The sequence below is a fragment of the Streptosporangium sp. NPDC048047 genome (assembly GCF_040653115.1).
Taxonomy (GTDB): Bacteria; Actinomycetota; Actinomycetes; order Streptosporangiales; family Streptosporangiaceae; genus Streptosporangium.
In genome coordinates this window covers 43218-63055 of the sequence record NZ_JBEZNH010000002.1, presented here as the reverse complement: position 1 = coordinate 63055, position 19838 = coordinate 43218, and the positions used below count along the sequence as shown (strand labels likewise).

Genomic DNA, 19838 nt, shown 5'->3' with positions numbered 1-19838 from the left:
TCCCAGAGTGATTAACGCGTTGGGACTACTGGTTGAATTTACGCCATTATGCGCACCATGCCGATGAAGCGCCGGACAAAAGCCGGGTCCCATGCTCGTTTGATAGGAACAGGTCTGTCAACGACGGCTCCATGAAACCTGTCCCTTCCGCCACATGACAAGAAGCTTATCCGGGTGATAAGGACATGAATTAATGCATATATCTACCGTCCCAATATTCCCTCCGACCCCTGCGGTCACGGCCGCACCGCCCCGACGCCGATCCGGTCCGCGAACCGGACCGCCCGAAACCCGGACCCCATGCCCGCTTTGACGGACTTAAGGCGAAAAATACCTTTTGCCGGATATAGCGACCTCGGGGACAGGGAAAACCGCCGGGTTATCCACAGGAAGGGGCGACCCGTCCCCAGCCCGCACCCCGTCCCTGGCACCATCGAACCCCATTAGAACGGCATGACCGGCCGGTCACATCCGACGGTTGTCCACAGGCGGGAATGTTTTCCACATACCACCCCGGGCCCCGCGGCATCGCCGCGAACACCTCATCCCGGGCGGTTCCCGCTCTGTACCGTGGACCCGGCGGACCCGGCCCCCGACCGAGGGAGAGCGGCGATGCGCATCATGCTCACCGTGCTCGGCGAGCACGCCGACCGCGACGTCGTGGTGGAGGCGGACGAGACCACCACGGTGGGCCGGCTGGCGGAGTCGCTCTCCGGGCAGGGCGGCGAGCGGCCGACCAACGTGGTGCGGCTGACCCGCACCAGGGCCCCGTACGGCCTGGGCCGCGACGGCGACGCCGCCGAGCCGCCGGACCTCTGGCTCGACGGCCGCGCCCTCGACCCCGGCGCCCCGGTCCTCGGCCTGCTCCGCGACGGCGACCTCGTCACCCTCGACCGCGACCTCGCCGCCGCCACCATCGCCGAGGAGCCCGGCGGCATCGTGGAGATCCGCGTCGTCGGCGGCCCGGCCGCCGGGTCGGTGCACCGGCTGGGCCTGGGCGTCCACGTCGTCGGCTCCGACCCCGTCTGCGCGGTGTCCGTCCCCGACCCGGGGCTGCCCGCCGAGGCCGCGGTGATCCGCCTCACCCCCGAGGCCATCACCGTGGAGCCCGTCCCGGGAGGCGGGGCCGTGCCGCGGCTGGACCGCGAACCCCTCCGCGGCCTCGCGCCCTGGCCCGAGCACGCCCTGCTGACCTGCGGCACGACCGTGCTGACGCTGACCGCCGTGGAGCCCCCCGACGCCCACCTCGACGCCCAGCCCGACGGCGGCCTCGCCTACAACCGGCCGCCCCGGCTCCGCTCCCCCGGCGGCGAGCGGCGCTTCGAGGTCCCGGCCGAGCCGAAACGGGCCGAGGGCATGCGGCTGCAGCTGCTGACCGCGTTCCTGCCCTTCGTGCTCGGCGTCGGCATGGCCTTCGCCCTCAAGTCTCCGTACTACCTGCTGATCGCGTTGATGACCCCGCTCATCATGGTCGGCCAGTGGGTGAGCGACCGGCGGCACGGCCGCAAGCAGTACCGCAAGGAGCTCAAACGCTACCGGGAGCGGATGCGGGAGTTCGAGGCCGCGGTGGAGGCGGCCCGCGCCGCCGACGAGGCCGAGCGCCGCGCCGCCGCGCCCGACCCCGCCGAGGTCCTGCTCACCGCGACCGGCCCCCGGCGGCGGCTCTGGGAGCGCCGCGACCACGACCCCGACGCGCTGCGCCTGCGGGTCGGCCTCGCCGACCTGCCGGCCGGCCTGGAGTTCGTCCCCGAGCGGTCCGCGCCCGCCGACTTCGTCCCGCCCGACCCGCCCGCCTGCCACGCCGTGCCGGTGGCCCTGGCCATGCGGCGGCTGGGCGTCGCCGGGCTGACCGGCCCGCGGTCCCGGACGGCCGGACTGGCGCGCTGGCTGGTGGGCCAGGCCGCCGTCCTGCACAGCCCGCGCGACCTGGCGATCGTGGTGCTGTCGGCGCACGGCGACGGCGAGGAGCGGTGGAACTGGGTGCGCTGGCTGCCCCACTGCGCCCCGCACGGCGGCGAGGACTGCGTCGCGCTGGTCGGCGCCGATCCCGAGGCCGCGGCCCGGCGGGTGAGCGAGCTGGTCACGCTGATCGAGGAGCGGCTCGGCGAGGAGGACGACCCCGCCGCCCGGATCGGCCGCGCCCCCGCCGGCTGGGCCGACCTCGGCGGCGGGGCCGGGACCGGGCGGGACGAGCCGATCCCCGTCTACGACGAGCGCCCCTACGACGTGCTGGTCGTCCTGGACGGCGCGCAGGTCCTGCGCGCCCTGCCCGGCATGCCGCAGGTGCTGCGCCAGGGCCCGCGGGCCGGCGTCCACACCCTGGCGATCGACGACGACCAGCGGCTGCTGCCCGAGGAGTGCGCCACCGTCGCCGACGTGGCCGCCGACGGCACCGTACGGCTGCGCGGCGGCGGGCTGGACGGCATCGGCGGGATCCTGGCCGACCAGGTCACGGCCACCTGGTGCGACCGGCTGGCCCGGTCCCTGGCGCCGCTGCGCGACGTCAGCCGCGACGACGCCGCCACGGCCCTGCCCGGCTCCGCGCGGCTGCTCGACGCGCTACGGCTGCCGTCGGTGTCCGGCGAGGCCCTGGCCGGACGCTGGGGCCGGTCCACCGAGGCGTTGATCGGCGTCGGCCCCGACGGGCCGTTCTCGGTCGACCTGCGCGTCGACGGCCCGCACGCCCTCATCGCCGGCACCACCGGCGCGGGCAAGTCGGAGCTGCTGCAGACGCTCATCTGCTCCCTCGCGGTGGTCAACCGGCCCGACGAGATGACGTTCGTGCTGATCGACTACAAGGGCGGCGCCGCCTTCAAGGAGTGCGTACGGCTCCCCCACACCGTCGGCATGGTCAGCGACCTCGACGGCCACCTGACCCAGCGGGCCCTGGACTCCCTGGCCGCGGAGATCCGGCGCCGCGAGCGGCTGCTGCTGTCCGCCGGGGCCAAGGACATCGAGGACTACCACGAGCTGCGCGACGCCCAGACGGCCCGCGCCTCCCGCGACCTGCTCGTCGCCGGGGGCGGCGCCCCGTCCGCCCCGCCCACGCCGCTGCGCGGCCGGGGCGCGCCGCTGCCCCCGCTGCCCCGGCTGGTGCTGGTCATCGACGAGTTCGCGGCCATGGTCACCGAGCTGCCCGACTTCATGACCGGGCTGGTGGACATCGCCAGGCGGGGCCGTTCGCTCGGCATCCACCTCGTCCTGGCCACTCAGCGGCCCGGCGGCGTGGTGACCGCCGACATCCAGGCCAACACCTCGCTGCGGATCGCACTGCGGGTGACCGAGGCCGCCGAGTCCGCAGACGTCATCGGCCGGCCGGACGCCGCGCACATCCCCAAGTCGGCCCCCGGCCGGTGCTACGTCAAGTCGGGGGCGGGCGCGGCCGTCGCCGTGCAGACCGCGCGGATCGGCGGGCGCGGCCCCGGCGCGGCGAGCGAGGTCCGGGCCCGGGTCACCGAGGTCGGCTGGCGGGCCCTGGGGCATCCGCCGGCCGCCCCGGACGCGGCGGCCGAGGGGGCGGCCGTCACCGACCTGTCCGTGCTCGCCGACGCCCTGGCCGACGCCGCCCGTGTCGCGGGCGTCCCCCGGCAGCCGAGCCCCTGGCTGGAACCGCTCCCCGACCTGGTGGTCGCCCCCGGCCTCCCGGAGCCCGAGGGGGCCGCGCCGTACCGGCCGGGGAAGGAGGAGGTGCCGCCACTGGCCTTCGGCGTGACGGACCTGCCGTGGGCGCAGGACCGGCGGGCGCTGACGCTGGACCTCGCCCGAGGGGGGCACCTGCTGCTGGCCGGCTCCCCCCGGAGCGGGCGCTCCACCGCGCTGCGCACCCTGGCCGGGGCGATCGCGGCGGGCGCGTCCCCGGAGGACGTGCACCTGCACGTGATCGACTGCGGCTCGGGGGCGCTGCTGCCGCTGATGGCGATGCCGCACTGCGGCGCGGTGGTGACCCGCGACCAGCTCGACCGGGTCGAGCGGCTGCTGACCCGGCTGCGCGCCGAGGTCGGACGGCGCCAGCAGCTCCTCGCCGAGGCCGGTCACGCCTCGCTGGCCGAGCTGCGCGCCGGCTCCACCGGCTCCATGGTGCCCCCCGGGTCCCCCGGGTCCCCGGGATCCCCGGGATCCCCGGGGTTCCCGGGTGAGCGGCCACCCTGGCTGGTGCTGATGCTCGACCGGTGGGAGGGGTTCGTCGCCGCGTTCGAGAACTACGACTACGGCCGGCTGGTCGAGGCGATGATGCAGCTGCTGCGCGAGGGCCCGGCGGTCGGGCTGCGCGCCGTGGTGACCGGCGACCGGTCGGCGCTGATCGGCCAGATCTCCACGGTGTTCGACGACCGGCTGATCCTGCGGCTGGCCGACCCGGCCGACTACGGCCTGGCCGGGCTGCCGGTCAAGGACCTTCCGGCCGTGCTCGGCCCCGGCCGCGCGGTGTCGTCCGGCGAGCACGGCGTCGTCGAACACCAGATCGGGCTGCTCCGCGACGACCCGTCCGGCCCGGCCCAGGTCGCCGAGCTCCAGGCGCTGTCACGCGCGATCCCCGCCCGCTTCGGCGGCGACCGGGTCGTATCCCCGGTGGCCACCGCGGCGGGCGCCGCCACGGCCACCGTCGCGGCCGGGCCCGCCGGGTGGGCCTGGGGCGGTGAGCCGCCGCTGCGGGTGGACGCGCTGCCGACCCGGATCACCGCGGCGCAGGCGATGGCGCTGGCGCCGTCGCACGAGCCGCCGTCACCGCTGTGGGCCCTGCTCGGCGCCGGCGGCGACTCGCTGACCCCCATGGGCGTCGACCTGATGGCCCACGGCCCCGGTGCGGTCGTCGCGGGCCCGCCCCGGTCCGGCCGGTCCTCGGCGCTGGTGACCGCCGCCCGCTCGCTGCTGGAGCACGGCACACCGGTGATCGCGGTCGCCCCGCGGCGCAGCCCGCTGCGCGACCTGGCGGGCGTGCCCGGCGTGGTGGCCGTCCTCGGCGCGGACGGCGATCTGGAGGGGGCCGTCGCCGGACGGGAGCGCTACGTGGTGGTCGTCGACGACGCCGAGCTCGTCTCCCCCGACTCCCCGCTGGGCATGGCCCTGGAACAGGTGCTGCGCACCGGCCGCGACGGCGAGCACGGCCTGATCGCCGGCGGGGCCACCGGCGACCTGACCACCGCCTACCGCGGGTTCGTCGCCGAGGCCCGCAAGTCCCGAACCGGCCTGCTGCTGGCGGTGCAGAGCCCCGCCGACGGCGACCTGTTCACGATCCGGCTGCCGCGCGGCGCGGTCGGCGGCCCGCCCGGCCGGGGCCTGCTGGTCACGCTCGGCTCGACGACCCCCGTCCAGACCGCCCTGCCCGGCTGAACCGGGCCTGAGGGTGCTGGAACGCGTCCGGCGGTCCGGTCGAGGCGGATCGGAAGACGCCCGGTGGGTCCCCATCCCGCGGCGTCGGAACGTGTCCGGCGGTCCGGTCGAGGCGGCCTCGGGAAGCACCCGGCCGGCGGGCGTCAGCGGACCGGGTGCCACCTCCCGACGGCCACCGGCACACCGGGAGAGGCGTGCAGGAGCGGCGGGTGGTCCGGGGCGGGCAGCCCGGCCGCCCGGACGAGGCTCTGGTCCAGGCGCTCCAGCCGGACCTCGCGCAGCGGCCACGGGGGATGCTCGACCTCGGCCGAGGCCAGCGTGCCCGCGAAGAGGGTGAACAGCCGGTAGCGGGCGGTCAGGAAGATCGCTGCCTCGTCCGGGGCGTCCAGCGGCGGCCCGGTCTCCACGACGGCGTCGCAGTGCCCGCCGGGCTGGAGCGGCCGGTGCCTGCGGCAGCGGTAGCGGCGCCGCGCGCCGTCCACCCGCACCGCCATGTCCGACCAGAAATAGGGCAGCCCGTAGGTGAGGCGGGCGCCGAGGACGGCGGGGAGACGGTCGGCGTCCAGCGAGTAGAACCAGATCCCGGCGCGGCCCCGCTCGTCGCGCACGTAGGTGCGCACGTTGGTCTCCGGGAAGCGGGACAGCCACGGCAGGGCCGGGATCCCCGGCGGCCGCAACCCCTCCAGCAGGAAGGGGGTCAGGCTGACCCACGCCGTGCCGTCGAAGGCGTCGACCTTGAGACCTGGCGGCAGCGTCGCCTGGATCAGCTCGGCGGGATAGCGCCAGTGGGCGAACGTGATGTGGGACCAGCGGTGGTACATCACCGGCCGGGCCACTCGCGGGGACGGAGGCGGTGCAGCGGACATGACCGGTTCCTACCCGGATCCGGCCCGTTCGGTCCGGCGCGGCGCCGGTCATGATCACCGCCCGGATCTCCCTCTGTCCAATTCGTCCAGGATGTCCTGGGTGGAGAAGGTGTCGACCGCGGCGGTGGCGGCACGGTCCAGGATCTCCTCCAGACCGGGACGGTCCACGTCGGCCGCGGGTTCACCCGGCTGGTGCTCCCGCCGGGGCCGCCAAGTGCTCATCGCTCGCCCCTCAGCAGGTGAAAAGCCTTTGTCCGGAGCTTTGCCCTGAATTGGTCGCCGTGGCCCTGCTTCGCGGTGGAAGCGGCGAAGCAGGGCCGTGACCGACGGATCAGCGGGTGGCCGACTCGATGTTGCCGCGGTAGGTGTTGATGACGCGGGACGCCTCGGCGAGCTCCTCGGACATCCGCTGGAAGGCCGCGCGGTAGTTCTGCCAGGCCTCGCTGAACCGCTGGGCGCCGGGACCGGTCCAGGCGGTGCCGACCTTGCCGGCCTCCCGGTCCAACGCGGCCATCGTGGCCCTCACCTGGTCCGCCTGCTGGGTGAACTGGGTGGCCATCTGCTGCATTTCCGCGGGATTTCCGCCGAGCAAGTTCTGGCTCATGCCCGTCTCCTTCGGGATGGGTGTCGGGGATCACCAAACGAAATCACGATAGGCGACCGGACCACAATGATTTCGTGAATATGCGCAGCGGCTATGGATCTTCCTTCCCACCCGAAAGGCCGCCGCGTTTTCACCCGGTTTCTCATGCCGGTCCGCGCGTCCCGGGGACGGCCGCCGGGCGGCGGGACGGCCGGCGGCCGGCGAAACGGTCACCGCACCGAGCAACCCGGACGAGACCCGGCGATCAGATGACGCCTACACTCCGTTGAAGGCCCGAGGCCGATGCCCCATCGACAAGACCCGCCGGGCCGTACGAACGCACGAAGGGAACACGTCGGTGCACAAGGTCCTGATCGCCAACCGTGGTGAGATCGCGGTGCGGATCGCCCGCGCGTGCAGGGACGCCGGGCTGGCCAGCGTCGCGGTCTACGCCGACCAGGACCTCGACGCGCTGCACGCGCGGGTCGCCGACGAGGCGTACGCGCTGGGCGGTCAGTCCCCGGCCGAGACCTACCTGGACGTCGGCAAGCTGCTGCGCGTCGCCCGCGACAGCGGCGCCGACGCCGTCCATCCCGGCTACGGCTTCCTCGCCGAGAACGCCGCCTTCGCCCAGGCCGTCATCGACGCGGGCCTGACCTGGATCGGCCCGCCGCCGTCCGCGATCGACGCCCTCGGCGACAAGGTCCAGGCGCGCCACATCGCCCAGGCGGTCGGCGCGCCGCTGGTGGCCGGAACCCCCGACCCGGTCTCCGGCCCCGACGAGGTGCTGGCCTTCGCCGCCGAGCACGGCCTGCCCATCGCGATCAAGGCCGCGTACGGCGGCGGCGGGCGCGGCCTCAAGGTGGCCAGGACGACCGAGGAGATCCCCGACCTGTACGACAGCGCCGTCCGTGAGGCCGTCACCGCATTCGGCCGGGGCGAGTGCTTCGTCGAGCGCTACCTCGACCGTCCCCGCCACGTGGAGACCCAGTGCCTGGCCGACGCCCACGGCAACGTGGTGGTGGTCTCGACCCGTGACTGCTCGCTGCAGCGCCGCCACCAGAAGCTGGTCGAGGAGGCCCCCGCGCCGTTCCTGACCGACGAGCAGGTCGGGCTGCTGCGGTCGAGCTCCAAGGCGATCCTGCGCGAGGCGGGTTACGTCGGGGCGGGCACCTGCGAGTTCCTCGTGGGGCAGGACGGCACCATCTCCTTCCTGGAGGTCAACACCCGCCTGCAGGTCGAGCACCCGGTGACCGAGGAGGTCGCGGGGGTCGACCTGGTACGCGAGATGTTCCGGATCGCCGACGGCGAGCCGCTGGGCTACGACGACCCGCCGCTGCGCGGCCACTCGTTCGAGTTCCGGATCAACGCCGAGGACGCCGGGCGCAACTTCCTGCCCGCGCCGGGCGCCATCACCGCGATGCGCGTCCCGTCCGGGCCCGGCGTGCGACTGGACTCCGGCTACGAGGCGGGGATGACCGTCCCGCAGTCCTTCGACTCCCTGATCGCCAAGCTGGTGGTGACGGGCGCGACCCGCGAGCAGGCGCTGCAGCGCGCCCGCCGGGCGCTGGCGGAGTTCGAGATCGAGGGCATGCCGACCGTGCTGCCCTTCCACCGCGCCGTCGTCGAGGACCCGGCCTTCACCTCCGACCCGTTCTCGGTGCACACCCGGTGGATCGAGACCGAGTTCGCCACGCCCATCGAGCCGTACGCCGGCCCGGTGGCCGACTCCGGCGCGCCCGCCGAGCGGGAGCACATCACCGTCGAGGTCGGCGGCAAGCGCCTGGAGGTCGTGTTGCCGGCCGGGTTCGCCGCGCCGGCCCCGGCCCGGGGCTCCGCCAGGCCGCCCCGGCGGGGGAACCCGGGCGGTGCGGGCAAGAAGGCCGTGGCCGGGGGCGACAGCCTGGTCAGCCCGATGCAGGGCACCATCGTCAAGGTGGTGGCCGCCGACGGCGACGCCGTCGCGGCCGGCGACACCGTCGTGGTGCTGGAGGCGATGAAGATGGAGCAGCCGCTGACCGCGCACAAGTCGGGCACCGTCACCGGCCTGGCGGCCACGCCCGGCCAGACCGTCACCGCGGGCGCCGTGATCTGCGACATCAAGGACGCCTGACCGGCGCCCGGGGCGGCGCGGATCCCCGACACCACGGACGTCCGGGCGGCGCGCGGCGGCCGCCGCGCCGTCCCGGACGCCGCGGGGGACGTCTGGAAGGGATACGGTCGGGAAGTGGGAACTCTGACGTCCGCTTGTTCGTCCTGAAGGGCGAAGGAGGCTTTCTTGCCGTGATCACGACAAAAACCGCACCGGGCCGCCTCGGCGCCGCGCTCGTCGCGCTGCTCGCCGGGCTGCTGGCCGTCTTCATGATCGCTCCAGCCGCCCATGCCGCCGCGCCCGACCCGGGCACGATCTCCTCGGGCCTGACCGACGGCGACCGCTTCTACGCGGACCCCGCCTCCGGCATCCCCGCGAACGCCGTCGACGAGATCCGCGGAGCCGTCGGGCAGACGAAGAGCTCCTCGGTCTACGTCGGGCTGCTGCCTGAGGGGTCCGTCACCAGCAAGTCGCAGGCCAGGACCCTGCTGACCTCCGTCCGCAAGGACGTCGGCGGCAAGTCCACCATCCTGCTGATGAGCGGAAAGACCCCGTTCGGCGTCTCCAACATCAAGGGCGTCGACGTCGACGAGCTGCTGGGTCGGGCCAAGACCACCTCCAGCCCCACCGACAACGTGGTCAACTTCGTCAAGCTGGCCGACGACGCGGCCAGCGGCGCCGGGCTCGGCTCCGGCTCCGGCTCGGATTCCCGCTCCTCCTCCGGAGGCGGCGGGGGCGTCCTGATCGGCATCCTGGTGCTGGCCCTGGCCGGCGGTTTCGGCCTCTTCTTCTACTCCCGCAAGAAGAAGAAGCAGCGCGAGGCCCGCGAGGCGGCGGAGCTGGCCGCGGTCAAGCAGACCGTGGACGAGGACGTCACCAAGTTCGGCGAGGAGATCACCGGCCTCGACACCGACGTCAAGCTCCTCGGCGACGGCACCGAGCACCAGCAGGACTGGCAGCGCGCCCTCGACTCCTACGAGCGGGCCAAGGTGGAACTGGACGCGGTCAAGCGCCCCGACGAGCTGCGCAACGTGACCTCCACGCTGGAGGAGGGCCGCTACGCCCTCGCCTGCGTCAAGGCCCGCGTCAACCACCAGCCGCTTCCCGAGCGGCGTTCCCCGTGCTTCTTCAACCCGCAGCACGGCCCGTCCGCCCGTGACGTGCGCTGGGCCCCGCCCGGCGGCGCGGTGCGCGACGTCCCGGCCTGCGCGGCGGACGCCGAGGCCGTCGAGCGCGGCTTCGAGCCGCAGACGCGCCAGGTCATGGTCAACGGCGGCTACCGCCCGTACTACGAGGCCGGTCCCGCCTACCAGCCCTACGCCTACGGCTACTACGGCGGCTTCGGCGACATCATGACCGGCATGCTCGTCGGCACCATGCTCGGCGGCATGATGGGCGGCGGCTGGGGCATGGGCGGCGGCTACGGCATGGGCTACGAGCAGGGCGTGGCCGACGCGGGCGGCGGTGCCGACTTCGGCGGCGGCGGAGACTTCGGCGGCGGCGGCTGGGGCGACTTCGGCGGCGGCGGAGACTTCGGCGGCGGTGACTTCGGCGGGGGCGACTGGTGACCCGCCGGTGACCGGTTGACGATCGCCTCCTGAGACGGCGAGACGGGCGCGTTCCCCGAGGGGACGCGCCCGTCTCCGTGTCCGGATCCCGTACGGCGCCCGTCTCCGCATCCCGGCCGCCTACGGCGCCCGGCGGATCTCGCACGCGGCGGGCTCTGCGGGGCCGCCGGGACCGCCGGGCGGCCGACGCGTCCGCTCCGCCGGACGAGGTCAGGTGCTCCCGCGCACCGTCAGCCGGGGGGCGAGCAGGGTGGCGTCCGGCACGGCGGCGCCCGCCAGCTTGGCCATGAGCAGCCGCACCGCCTCGCGGCCCACGTCCTCGGCCGGGACCAGCACCGACGTGAGCGCCGGACCGGCCCGCTCGGCGACGTCGTCGGGGCAGATCGCCACCACCGCGACGTCCTCGGGGATCCGCCTGCCGTACTGGCGCAACGCCCCGAGCACGTGGCCGACCGCCGCCTCGTTGTGCACGACCAGGGCCGACAGCTCCGGCCGCGTCTCCAGCAGCCGCCGTACCGTCTCCGCGACCTCCTCGAAGCTCTCCTCGCACGGCAGGGCCGTACCGGTCATGCCGCGCCCGGCCACGGCCTCGGTGAACCCCTCCCTGGTACGGCGGGCGAACCCGGTGCCGCGTTCGTAGACCACCGAGGGGGCGCCGAGCAGCGCCACCTCCCGGTGCCCGCGTTCGGCCAGGTGTTCCACGCAGAGCGCGCCGGCCCGGTGGAAGTCGAGGTCCACGCAGGTCAGCCCGGCCGTGTCGGCGGGGAAGCCGATCAGGACGCTCGGCTCGGCGAGCTCGCGCAGCAGCGGCACCCTGCTGTCGTGCAGTTCCACGTCCATCAGCACCAGGCCGTCGGCCAGGGCGCTCGCCACCGCCCTGCGCAGTCCCTCGGCGCCCTCGTCGGCGGTCAGCAGCAGCACGTCGTGGTCGTAGCCCCGGGCTGCGGTGACCACCGAGGTGGCGAACTGCATCAGCACCGGGACGTGCATCCCGGCCCGCAGCGGCAGCACCAGCGCGATGACGTTCGCCCGCCTGCTGGCCAGTGCTCTGGCCCCGGCGTTGGGGTGGTACCCGAGCGTCCGCACGCTGTCGAGGACCCTCCGCCGGGTGTCGGCGGAGATCGCCCGTTTCCCGCTGAGGACGTAGGAGACGGTGCTCACCGCCACCCCGGCGTGCCGGGCGACCTCGGCGATCGTCACCGCCCGCCCGCTCATGCGCCTCCTCGCCCGCCGGCCGGGACGGCGCGCTCACCCACCGGGAGGACGCGTCCGCCGACCGGGAGGGCATCGTGGCCCCGCCCGGTGTCCCGGGGGGCGCGCCCGCGGGCGCGCCGCGCCGTCCGCTCGCCGCACTCGCTCACGTGCGCTCTCCGAAGGTGAAGCCGGCCAGGGTGATCCCGGCGTTCTCGAACACCATATAGAGATCACGGACCCCGCGGACGTCCGCGAGCCCGGTGCGGACCTCGGTGAGGTCGTAGCGGCCCGCCCGGGGGACGGGGAGGTCGCCGAGGAGCGGGCCGTGCAGCGGGTCGTCCAGCCTCAGGCTGATCACGCCGCCCTCGGCCCCGGTGACGCGTGCCGAGAGCGAAGCGGCCCCGTCGCCGAAGTCCGTCGAGCGGAACGCGATCCACGCCCCCGCCTCGGTGGACCGCACGGCGTCGCCGGAGACCCGGTCGGCGTCCACGAAGGCCACCGCGTCGTACTCGTCGTGGTCCACCGCGCGGATCGGCCCGGCCAGGGCCGCGCGGGGCGGGATGCGCTCCCCCTCGACGTGGAAGGAGGCGCACAGCCGGATGTCCCGCGCGGAGCGGCCGACCATGGCCCGGTGCGGGGCGTCCTCCACGACGAACCGGTTGCGGGTGACGTCCCAGAAGGCCAGGTCGCGGACGGGGAGGCGCCAGCTCACCGTGGTGCTCTCGCCGGGTGCGAGCCGTACCTTGGTGAAGCCGCGCAGGCGGCGCAGCGGTTGCTTGACCCGGGAGCCGCGCTGGTGGGTGTAGAGCTGGACGACCTCGGCCCCGGCGCGGGGGCCCGTGTTGGCGACCGTGGCGGTGACGATGACCGTGCCGCCCGCGCCCTCCGCGCCGCCAGGGCCCTCAGGGCCGCCAAGGCCGTCCGCGCCGCCAGGGCCGTTCTCCACCGAGACGGTCAGGCCGGAGTAGTCGAACGTGGTGTAGCTGAGGCCGTGCCCGAAGGGGAAGAGCGGTTCGCCCCGGTAGTACTGGTAGGTGGCGTCGGAGGCGATGATGTCGTAGTCGAGCAGGTCGGGCAGCTCGCACGCCGAGCGGTACCAGGTCTGGGTGAGCCGGCCCTCGGGGTCGGCGTCGCCGAAGAGCACCTCGGCCAGGGCGTGGCCGTACTCCTGGCCGCCGTGCGACGACCACAGCACGGCCGGCAGGTCCTCATCGGCCCAGGAGACGGGGTAGCCGCTGCTGATCACCATGACGGTCCGCGGGTTGGCCGCCCGCACCGCCCGGACGACGGCCTGCTGGGCGGCGGGCAGGTCCAGGTCGAGGCGGTCCTCGGTCTCGCGGCCGTTGACCAGCGGGTGGTCCCCGACCACCACGACGGCCACGTCCGCCGTCGCGGCGAGGGCGGCGGCGGTCTCGGCGCCGTCCACCACCCGCTCCATGGTGAGCCAGGCCGCCGCGTCGGCGTCGTCGGCCAGCCGGAACGCCCCGTCGTCCAGGGCGACGTAGCGGCCGGTGGAGATGTGCCGCAGGGCGAGCGTCCCGCGCGGACGGCGCTCCATCCGGAAGGTCTGGCGCACCTCCCAGCCGTTGGGGCCGGGCTGGTCGTTGACCAGCACGCCGTCGTCGCCCACCGACAGGTGGCGGCCGGTCGCCACGGCCCGCAGCGCGTACGACCCGCCGCCCCAGTCGAACAGGTCGTACAGGGCCTCGTCGCCCCCACCGCCGGGCGCGACGGACAACGGCCCGCCGCCGGGGTCGGCGACGACGGCCCCGGCCTCCACACTCAGCGCGACCCGGTCCACGGCCTCGCAGAACACCGTCTCGCACCGTTCGGCGAGACCTGCGCGGGCGGTGACGGCGTAGGGGAGCGTGCCGGAGTACCAGTCCTCCATCAGCGTGTCGCCGAGCTGGCCGATGACCGCGATCCGGCCGGGCGCGGCCAGCGGCAGGATCCCGTCGTTGCGCAGCAGCACGATCGAGCGCCGGGCGGCCTCGCGGGCCAGCTCACGGTGCTCGGTGCAGTTGACGACCGCCTCGGTGATCCCCTCGTACGGCGGGGCGGGGTCGAACTCGCCGAGCCGGAACCGGATGGACAGCGCGTGCCGTACCGCCTCGTCGACGTCCTCCTCGGTGAGCAGGCCCAGCTCCAGTGCCCGGCGGATGTGCCCGAGGGTCTCGCCGGACCGGTCGTCGTCCTGGGTGAAGCTGTCCAGGCCCGCTCTGATCGCGTGGGCGTAGGCCGTGGGCAGGTCCTCGTGGTACGCCTGCATGCCGGCGAGGTTCCCCGGGGCGTAGGCGTCGCTGACCACGAGGATGTCGTCGGGCGCCCACTCGCGCAGCGCCTCGCGGATCAGCGGGCTGAGGTGCGCCGGGCGTCCGTTGACGAGGTTGTAGGACGGCATGACGGCCACCGCCGCGCCCTGCTCCAGGGCGGGCCGGTAGGCGGGCAGCTCGTACTCGTGCAGCACCCGGGGCTGCAGGCCGCTGGAGGTGACGCAGCGGTCGGTCTCGTTGTTGTAGCCCAGGAAGTGCTTGAGGGTGGGCGCGGTCTTCAGCACGGTGGGATCGCTCCCACGAAGGCCCCACGCGTACGCCGCCGCCATGACGCCGGTCAGCCACGGATCCTCGGAGTAGCCCTCCTCGTTGCGGCCCCACCGGGGGTCGCGCAACGGGTTCACCACGGGCGCCCAGACGTTGCGCCCGGCGCCGGACGGGTCCTTGCGGTGGAAGGCCAGGACCTCGTCTCCCGTCGCCTCACCGACCCGCCTGACCAGCTCCGGGTCCCAGGTGCTCGCCAGCCCCACGGCCTGCGGGAACACCGTCGCCGGGCCGAGCCAGGCCAGACCGTGCAGGGCCTCGGTGCCGGTGCGGAAACCCTCCACGCCCAGCCGCGGGATCGGCGCCTGGTACTGGTGCAGCAGGCCGATCTTCTCCTCCGGTGTCAGGCGGTCCCGCAGGTCGGCGACGCGCTCGGCGAGGGGGATTCCGGGGTCGCGGAAGGGTTCGTTCATGGGGGGACCGTCCTCTGGGGGGTATCGAAGCGCTTCGAAAGTCGGTCTGATGGAGGCGCCCCGGCCCGTCGAAGCGCTTCGATGAATGATCCGGAAACGCTCCGTTCGTTACGCGGGTGTTTCGAAACGGAGCTTCCCCGAGGGTGCACGCCCGTGCGGCTCAGGTCAAGAGATTCGCGGCAAACGCCCTGAATCCACCAGGTCGAGCACCCGGGCGGCGCCGCCGAGCGCGGCGGCGCCGTACCCGAGGGTGGAGGCCACGACGCGGCAGCCGCCGGCGTCCGGCGCGATCACCCGCCCGCGTGCCTCGGCCTCGATCTGGGGCAGCAGCCAGGGGGCGAGGGGCACGTAGTATCCGCCGAGGACGACCACCTCGGGGTTGAGGAGGTTGACCACCATCGAGACGCCCCGGCCGAGGTTGCGGCCGACGTCGGCCAGGACGGCGAGGGTGTGCGCGTCGCCGGTCCGGGCCAGGCGGGCCGTCTCCTCCAGTTCGACCTCCACCTCCGCCGGGGAGAGCGCCGCGTGCTCCAGCACCGCGCCGATCCCGGCCATCGCCTCCAGGCAGCCCCGGCGGCCGCAGCGGCACTCGGCGCCGAGCGGGTCGAGCTGGATGTGGCCGATCTCGCCGCCGTAGCCCTGCCCGCCGCGCCGCAGCCGCCCGTCGAGGATGACCCCGGCGCCCACCCCGATCTCGCCGGTGAGGTACACCAGGTCGGCGGTCCCGGCCCACGGGCCGAAGCGGTGCTCGGCCAGGGCCGCGAGGTTGGCGTCGTTGTCCACCTGCACCGGGAACCCGGGGTCGCGGAGCGCCTTGGCGAGGTCACCGGCCAGGTCGGCGTCGCGCCAGCCGAGGTTCGGCGCGACGCGGACGACCCCGTCGGTGCCGACCAGGCCGGGCACGGCCACGGTGAGGCCGAGGACCTGCCGTTCCTCCCGGGCCATCCGGGCCGTCACGCGGCGGACGAGCCCGGCGACGACCGCCATCGCCTGCGACACCGTGACGTCGGGCCCCTGGAAGGAGCGCCGCCAGGACAACAGCCGCTCCCCCGACAGGTCCACCGCCACGGCGGTGACGTAGTCGACGTTGATCTCGACGCCGATCGCCGCGTACGGCGAGCCGTCGAGCACCAGCATGGTCGCCGGGCGGCCGACGCGGTTCTCGGTCAGCCCGGTCTCCCGGACCAGCCGGCGGTCGATCAGGTCGGCGACCAGGCTGGAGACCGTCGCCTTGTTCAGTCCCGTGGAGGCGGCGATGTCCGCCCGCGAGCAGGGGGCGTGCTCACGCACGAACCGCAGGACGACGGCGAGGTTGGTCGCCCGCACGTCGGCGAAGTCGGCCGGCTGCGGGTCGCTCGTAGATGTGATCAAGGTCAGTCCCGTTCCGGCTCGGCCAGGCTGGCCCCATCATGCACCATCGTTCACCAATCCGTGACCGCCTCCCGCGGACGCCGGGTCGGCGCTCCCTTGTGGCGGGGGTCGGCCTCGACTAATTTGTTTGGCCATCAGACGAACTAACTCTATCGCGGCCCCTCTCCCGCGGACACCCCCCTGATCTGAACCGACGAAGGGAAAGCGCCATGACCCAGACCCCGGGCGCGACGACCACCCGCCGAGGCTTCCTCGGCCTGGTGGGGCTCAGCGCCGCGATGGCCGCCGGAGGCGGCCTGCTCGGCGCCTGCTCCGCCCCGAGCGGCCCCCGGCCGGGAAGCGGGGGCGCCACCGCCGCCGCCGCGGAGAAGCTGACCTCCCTCACTCCCACCTACGCGCCCTTCCCCGGCGCGCAGCCCGACATCCCCGGCATCGTCTCCGACCTGCCGGGCATCCCCGGCATCGGCGGCGGCTTCACCACCTACCCCGCCTCCCCCGCCCCCGCGCTGACCGCCAAGGCCGGGAAGGGCGGCTCCTACAAGGCCATGACGCCGCTGTGGGGGCCGGTGCCGCCCGCCCTGGCGGACAACGCCTACTTCCAGGCGGCCAACGCCGACATCGGCGCCACCGTGGAGTTCCAGATCGCCGACGGCACCGTGTACGCCGACAAGGCGATCGCCCGTCTCGCCTCGGGCGACCTCCCGGACCTCATGGTCATCCCCAGCTGGGAGATCGAGAAGATGGCCGACTTCAACCAGGCCGTCGACAAGGCGTTCGAGGACCTCACCCCCTACCTGCAGGGCGACAAGGTCAAGCCGTACCCGCTGCTGGCCAACCTGCCGACCGCCGCGTGGGAGTGGTCGGTCTGGAACGGCAAGCTGATGGCGGTGCCGTTCCCCACCGAGCCCTTCCCCTTCGCGCTGCTCTACCGCAAGGACCTGTTCGACAAGAACGGCTGGAACACCGCGCCCAAGAACGCCGACGAGCTGTACCGGCTCGGCAAGGAGATCAACGACCCCAAGAACAAGCGCTGGGCGTTCGGCGACATCCACGAGATGCTCTGGACGGTCTTCCGGATCCCGCAGGAGTGGCGCTACGAGGGCGGCAAGCTCGTCCACAAGTACGAGACCCCCGAGTACGAGCAGATGCTGGAGTTCATGCGGAAGCTCTTCGCCGAGGACCTGATCCACCCCTCCGTGGTGAGCAGCAAGGGCGCCAACGAGAAGGACCTCATCGGGGGCGGGCAGATCACCGTCTACCGCGACGGGCTCGGCGGCTGGAAGGAGCTGCTGCAGCAGCACCGCGGCAAGAACCCCGACTTCGCCATCGACGCCTTCCCGGTCTTCGCCCACGACGGCGGCAAACCGATGATGTACCACAACAACGCGGCGGGGATCTTCACCTTCGTGAAGAAGGGCACCCCGAAGGAGAAGGTGGAGGAGCTTCTCTCCATCCTCAACTGGTGCGCGGCGCCGTACGGGACCAAGGAGTACGAGCTGTCCAACTTCGGGGTGGAGGGCAAGCACTTCACCCGCGACGACAAGAACGTCCCGCAGCTGAACGACCTCGGCCGCAAGGAGGTCGCCCCCACCTACCTCTTCCTCGGCGGACGCCCCATCTTCGTGGACTGGGTCGCCTATCCCGACGCGGTCAAGGCCAACATGGCGTGGCAGCAGGCCACCTTCCCGCACGTCGAGAAGACCCCGTTCGACGGGATCCGGATCCAGAAGCCGTCGAAGTTCTCCGGCCTGCAGGTGCCCACCGAGGACAAGTTCACCGACATCATGCGCGGGCGGCGCCCGGTCAGCGACGCCAAGAAGATCGCCGCGGAGTGGCGGCGGGACGGCGGCGACGAGGCCAGGGACTTCTACATGAAGATCCTGCGGGACAACGGCCGTGCTTAGCAACGAGCCGAGGACCGGGCCGGCGGGTGACCTGACCTCACCCGCCGGCGCCGGCACCTCCAAGCATGTCGGTAAAAGGGCCGTCTCGACAAGCCCGGGCACCCGTGTCCCTTTCCGGGACCGGCTGCGCCGCGACTGGCAGCTGCTGCTGATGACGGTGCCCGCGATCGGGCTGCTGATCGTCTTCCACTACGTTCCGCTGCTCGGCAACGTCATCGCCTTCCAGGACTACTCGCCCTACGTCGGCGTCGCCGACAGCCCGTGGGTCGGGATCTCCAACTTCCAGTGGCTGCTGCTCGACGACAGCTTCTGGGACGCGACGCTCAACACCCTGTCGATCACCGCGTTCCAGCTCGTCTTCTACTTCCCGGTGCCGATCGCGCTGGCCATCCTTCTCGACAGCGTGGTACGGCCCCGCCTGCGCGTGTTCATCCAGGGCATCGTCTACATGCCGCACTTCTTCTCGTGGGTGCTGGTCGTCACGCTGTTCCAGCAGATGTTCGGCGGCGCCGGGCTGCTCTCGCAGATCCTGCGGGACCACGGCTACAGCGGCTTCGACGTCATGACGAACCCGGACACCTTCATCCTGCTGGTGACCGCCGAGACGGTCTGGAAGGACGCCGGCTGGGGCGCGATCGTCTTCCTGGCCGCGCTGGCCGCCATCAACCAGAACCTCTACGAGGCCGCGGCGGTGGACGGCGCCTCGCGCTGGCGGCGGATGTGGCACGTCACGCTGCCCGGCCTGCGCCCGGTGATCGTCCTGCTGCTGATCCTGCGGCTGGGCGAGGCGCTGAACGTCGGCTTCGAGCAGTTCTTCCTGCAACGCGACGCGGTCGGCCGGGACGCCGCCGAGGTGCTGGACACCTTCGTCTACTGGCGCACCCTGCTGACCGGCGAGTGGAGCTACGGCGCGGCGGCGGGCCTGGTCAAGGGCGTGGCCGGACTGATCCTGATCGTCATCGCCAACAAGGTCGCCCACCGGTTCGGAGAACAGGGAATCTACAAACGATCATGACGACCTCACCTCCATGGGCCGAACGGCCCGGCCGCGCCGGCGGGCTCGCCAAGGGACTCGTCCTCACGCTCGTCGTGGCGGCCGTCCTCTTCCCGATCTACATGGTCGTGCTGACCAGCCTCTCCACCCAGGAGGCCGTGTCGAGGGCCGGCGGACTGGTCACGATGCCCGGCGAACTGTCCCTCGCCGCCTACCAGCAGCTGTTCGCGGGCGGCGTGGTCACCCGGTCGGTCCTGGTCAGCCTCGGCGTGACCACGGTCGGCACGGCGATCAGCCTGAGCGTCACGGTGCTGGCCGCCTACGGCCTGTCCCGGCCCGGCTCGGTGCTGCACCGGCCGCTGCTGTTCCTCATCCTGCTGACGTTCCTGTTCGGCCCCGGACTGATCCCCAACTACCTGCTGGTCAGCTCGCTCGGCCTGATCGACAGCTACTGGGCGCTGATCCTGCCGACCGCGGTCACCGCGTTCAACCTCGTGGTCATGCGGTCGTTCTTCATGAGCATCCCCGGCGAGGTGACCGACAGCGCGCGCATCGACGGCGCGAGCGAGTTCCGCATCCTGCGGCGGATCGTGCTGCCCATGTCCAAGGGCGTCACCGCGGTCATCGGCCTGTTCTACGCGGTCGGCTACTGGAACTCGTTCTTCAACGCCGTGCTCTACCTGAACGACAACGCCAAGTGGCCCCTGCAGGTCGTGCTGCGGCAGTACGTGCTCCAGGGCCAGTCGCTGTTCGTCGGCCAGAGCGGGACCGGCACGATCCCCGGGCAGGCCCTGCCGCCCGGCCTGGCCATCCAGATGGCGATCGTGGTGGTCGCGCTGCTCCCGGTCCTGTTCGTCTACCCGTTCGTCCAGCGCCACTTCACCAAGGGGGTGATCGTGGGCGCCGTCAAGGGCTGAGCCGCGCGCCC

General features: G+C 73.3%; 12 protein-coding genes. 6 read left to right on the top strand and 6 right to left on the bottom strand.

What is annotated here, in order from left to right:
- The first annotated feature begins 612 nt into the window (after nucleotides 1-612).
- Nucleotides 613-5328 (top strand): FtsK/SpoIIIE domain-containing protein, encoded by a 4716-nt coding sequence (locus AB0D67_RS02045; protein ID WP_362928871.1) that lies wholly within the window; start codon nucleotides 613-615, stop codon nucleotides 5326-5328.
- Nucleotides 5329-5471: 143 nt separating this feature from the next.
- Here AB0D67_RS02045 and AB0D67_RS02040 read toward each other — a convergent pair whose 3' ends face one another.
- The 3 genes from AB0D67_RS02040 to AB0D67_RS02030 form a co-directional block, all read right to left on the bottom strand.
- Nucleotides 5472-6194, bottom strand: coding sequence for a DUF2071 domain-containing protein (locus AB0D67_RS02040; RefSeq protein ID WP_362928869.1), 723 nt, complete (start codon nucleotides 6192-6194; stop codon nucleotides 5472-5474).
- Nucleotides 6195-6248: 54 nt separating this feature from the next.
- Nucleotides 6249-6416, bottom strand: coding sequence for a hypothetical protein (locus AB0D67_RS02035; protein ID WP_362928867.1), 168 nt, complete (start codon nucleotides 6414-6416; stop codon nucleotides 6249-6251).
- A 109-nt stretch (nucleotides 6417-6525) separates the two neighbouring features.
- Nucleotides 6526-6798, bottom strand: coding sequence for a WXG100 family type VII secretion target (locus AB0D67_RS02030; RefSeq protein ID WP_179819513.1), 273 nt, complete (start codon nucleotides 6796-6798; stop codon nucleotides 6526-6528).
- 337 nt (nucleotides 6799-7135) lie between these two features.
- Between AB0D67_RS02030 and AB0D67_RS02025 the strand changes: the two genes are divergently transcribed.
- Nucleotides 7136-8890, top strand: a complete 1755-nt coding sequence (locus AB0D67_RS02025) for a biotin carboxylase N-terminal domain-containing protein (RefSeq protein WP_362928865.1) — start codon at nucleotides 7136-7138, stop codon at nucleotides 8888-8890.
- A gap of 170 nt (nucleotides 8891-9060) precedes the next feature.
- Nucleotides 9061-10437 carry a hypothetical protein gene (locus AB0D67_RS02020; protein ID WP_362928863.1) on the top strand — a complete coding sequence of 459 codons (1377 nt, stop codon included), beginning with the start codon at nucleotides 9061-9063 and terminating at the stop codon, nucleotides 10435-10437.
- Between the two features lie 210 nt (nucleotides 10438-10647).
- On the opposite strand, the gene AB0D67_RS02015 is transcribed toward AB0D67_RS02020, so the two are convergent.
- From AB0D67_RS02015 to AB0D67_RS02005, 3 genes are all read right to left on the bottom strand, one after another.
- Nucleotides 10648-11652, bottom strand: a complete 1005-nt coding sequence (locus tag AB0D67_RS02015; RefSeq protein WP_362928861.1) for a LacI family DNA-binding transcriptional regulator — start codon at nucleotides 11650-11652, stop codon at nucleotides 10648-10650.
- A gap of 142 nt (nucleotides 11653-11794) precedes the next feature.
- A complete protein-coding gene (locus tag AB0D67_RS02010) occupies nucleotides 11795-14641 on the bottom strand; it encodes a glycoside hydrolase family 3 C-terminal domain-containing protein (protein ID WP_362928859.1) in 2847 nt (948 codons plus the stop codon).
- A gap of 165 nt (nucleotides 14642-14806) precedes the next feature.
- Entirely contained in the window at nucleotides 14807-16012 is a 1206-nt protein-coding gene (locus AB0D67_RS02005) for an ROK family transcriptional regulator (protein WP_362928857.1), read from the bottom strand.
- A gap of 209 nt (nucleotides 16013-16221) precedes the next feature.
- Between AB0D67_RS02005 and AB0D67_RS02000 the strand changes: the two genes are divergently transcribed.
- From AB0D67_RS02000 to AB0D67_RS01990, 3 genes are read left to right on the top strand one after another with little or no spacing between them, the layout of a single operon-like run.
- Nucleotides 16222-17916 (top strand): extracellular solute-binding protein, encoded by a 1695-nt coding sequence (locus AB0D67_RS02000; protein ID WP_362928855.1) that lies wholly within the window; start codon nucleotides 16222-16224, stop codon nucleotides 17914-17916.
- Nucleotides 17909-18931 carry an ABC transporter permease subunit gene (locus AB0D67_RS01995; RefSeq protein ID WP_362928853.1) on the top strand — a complete coding sequence of 341 codons (1023 nt, stop codon included), beginning with the start codon at nucleotides 17909-17911 and terminating at the stop codon, nucleotides 18929-18931. The genes AB0D67_RS02000 and AB0D67_RS01995 overlap by 8 nt, the downstream gene beginning before the upstream one ends.
- Nucleotides 18928-19827, top strand: coding sequence for a carbohydrate ABC transporter permease (locus AB0D67_RS01990; RefSeq protein WP_362928851.1), 900 nt, complete (start codon nucleotides 18928-18930; stop codon nucleotides 19825-19827). The genes AB0D67_RS01995 and AB0D67_RS01990 overlap by 4 nt, the downstream gene beginning before the upstream one ends.
- Nucleotides 19828-19838: the final 11 nt, after the last annotated feature.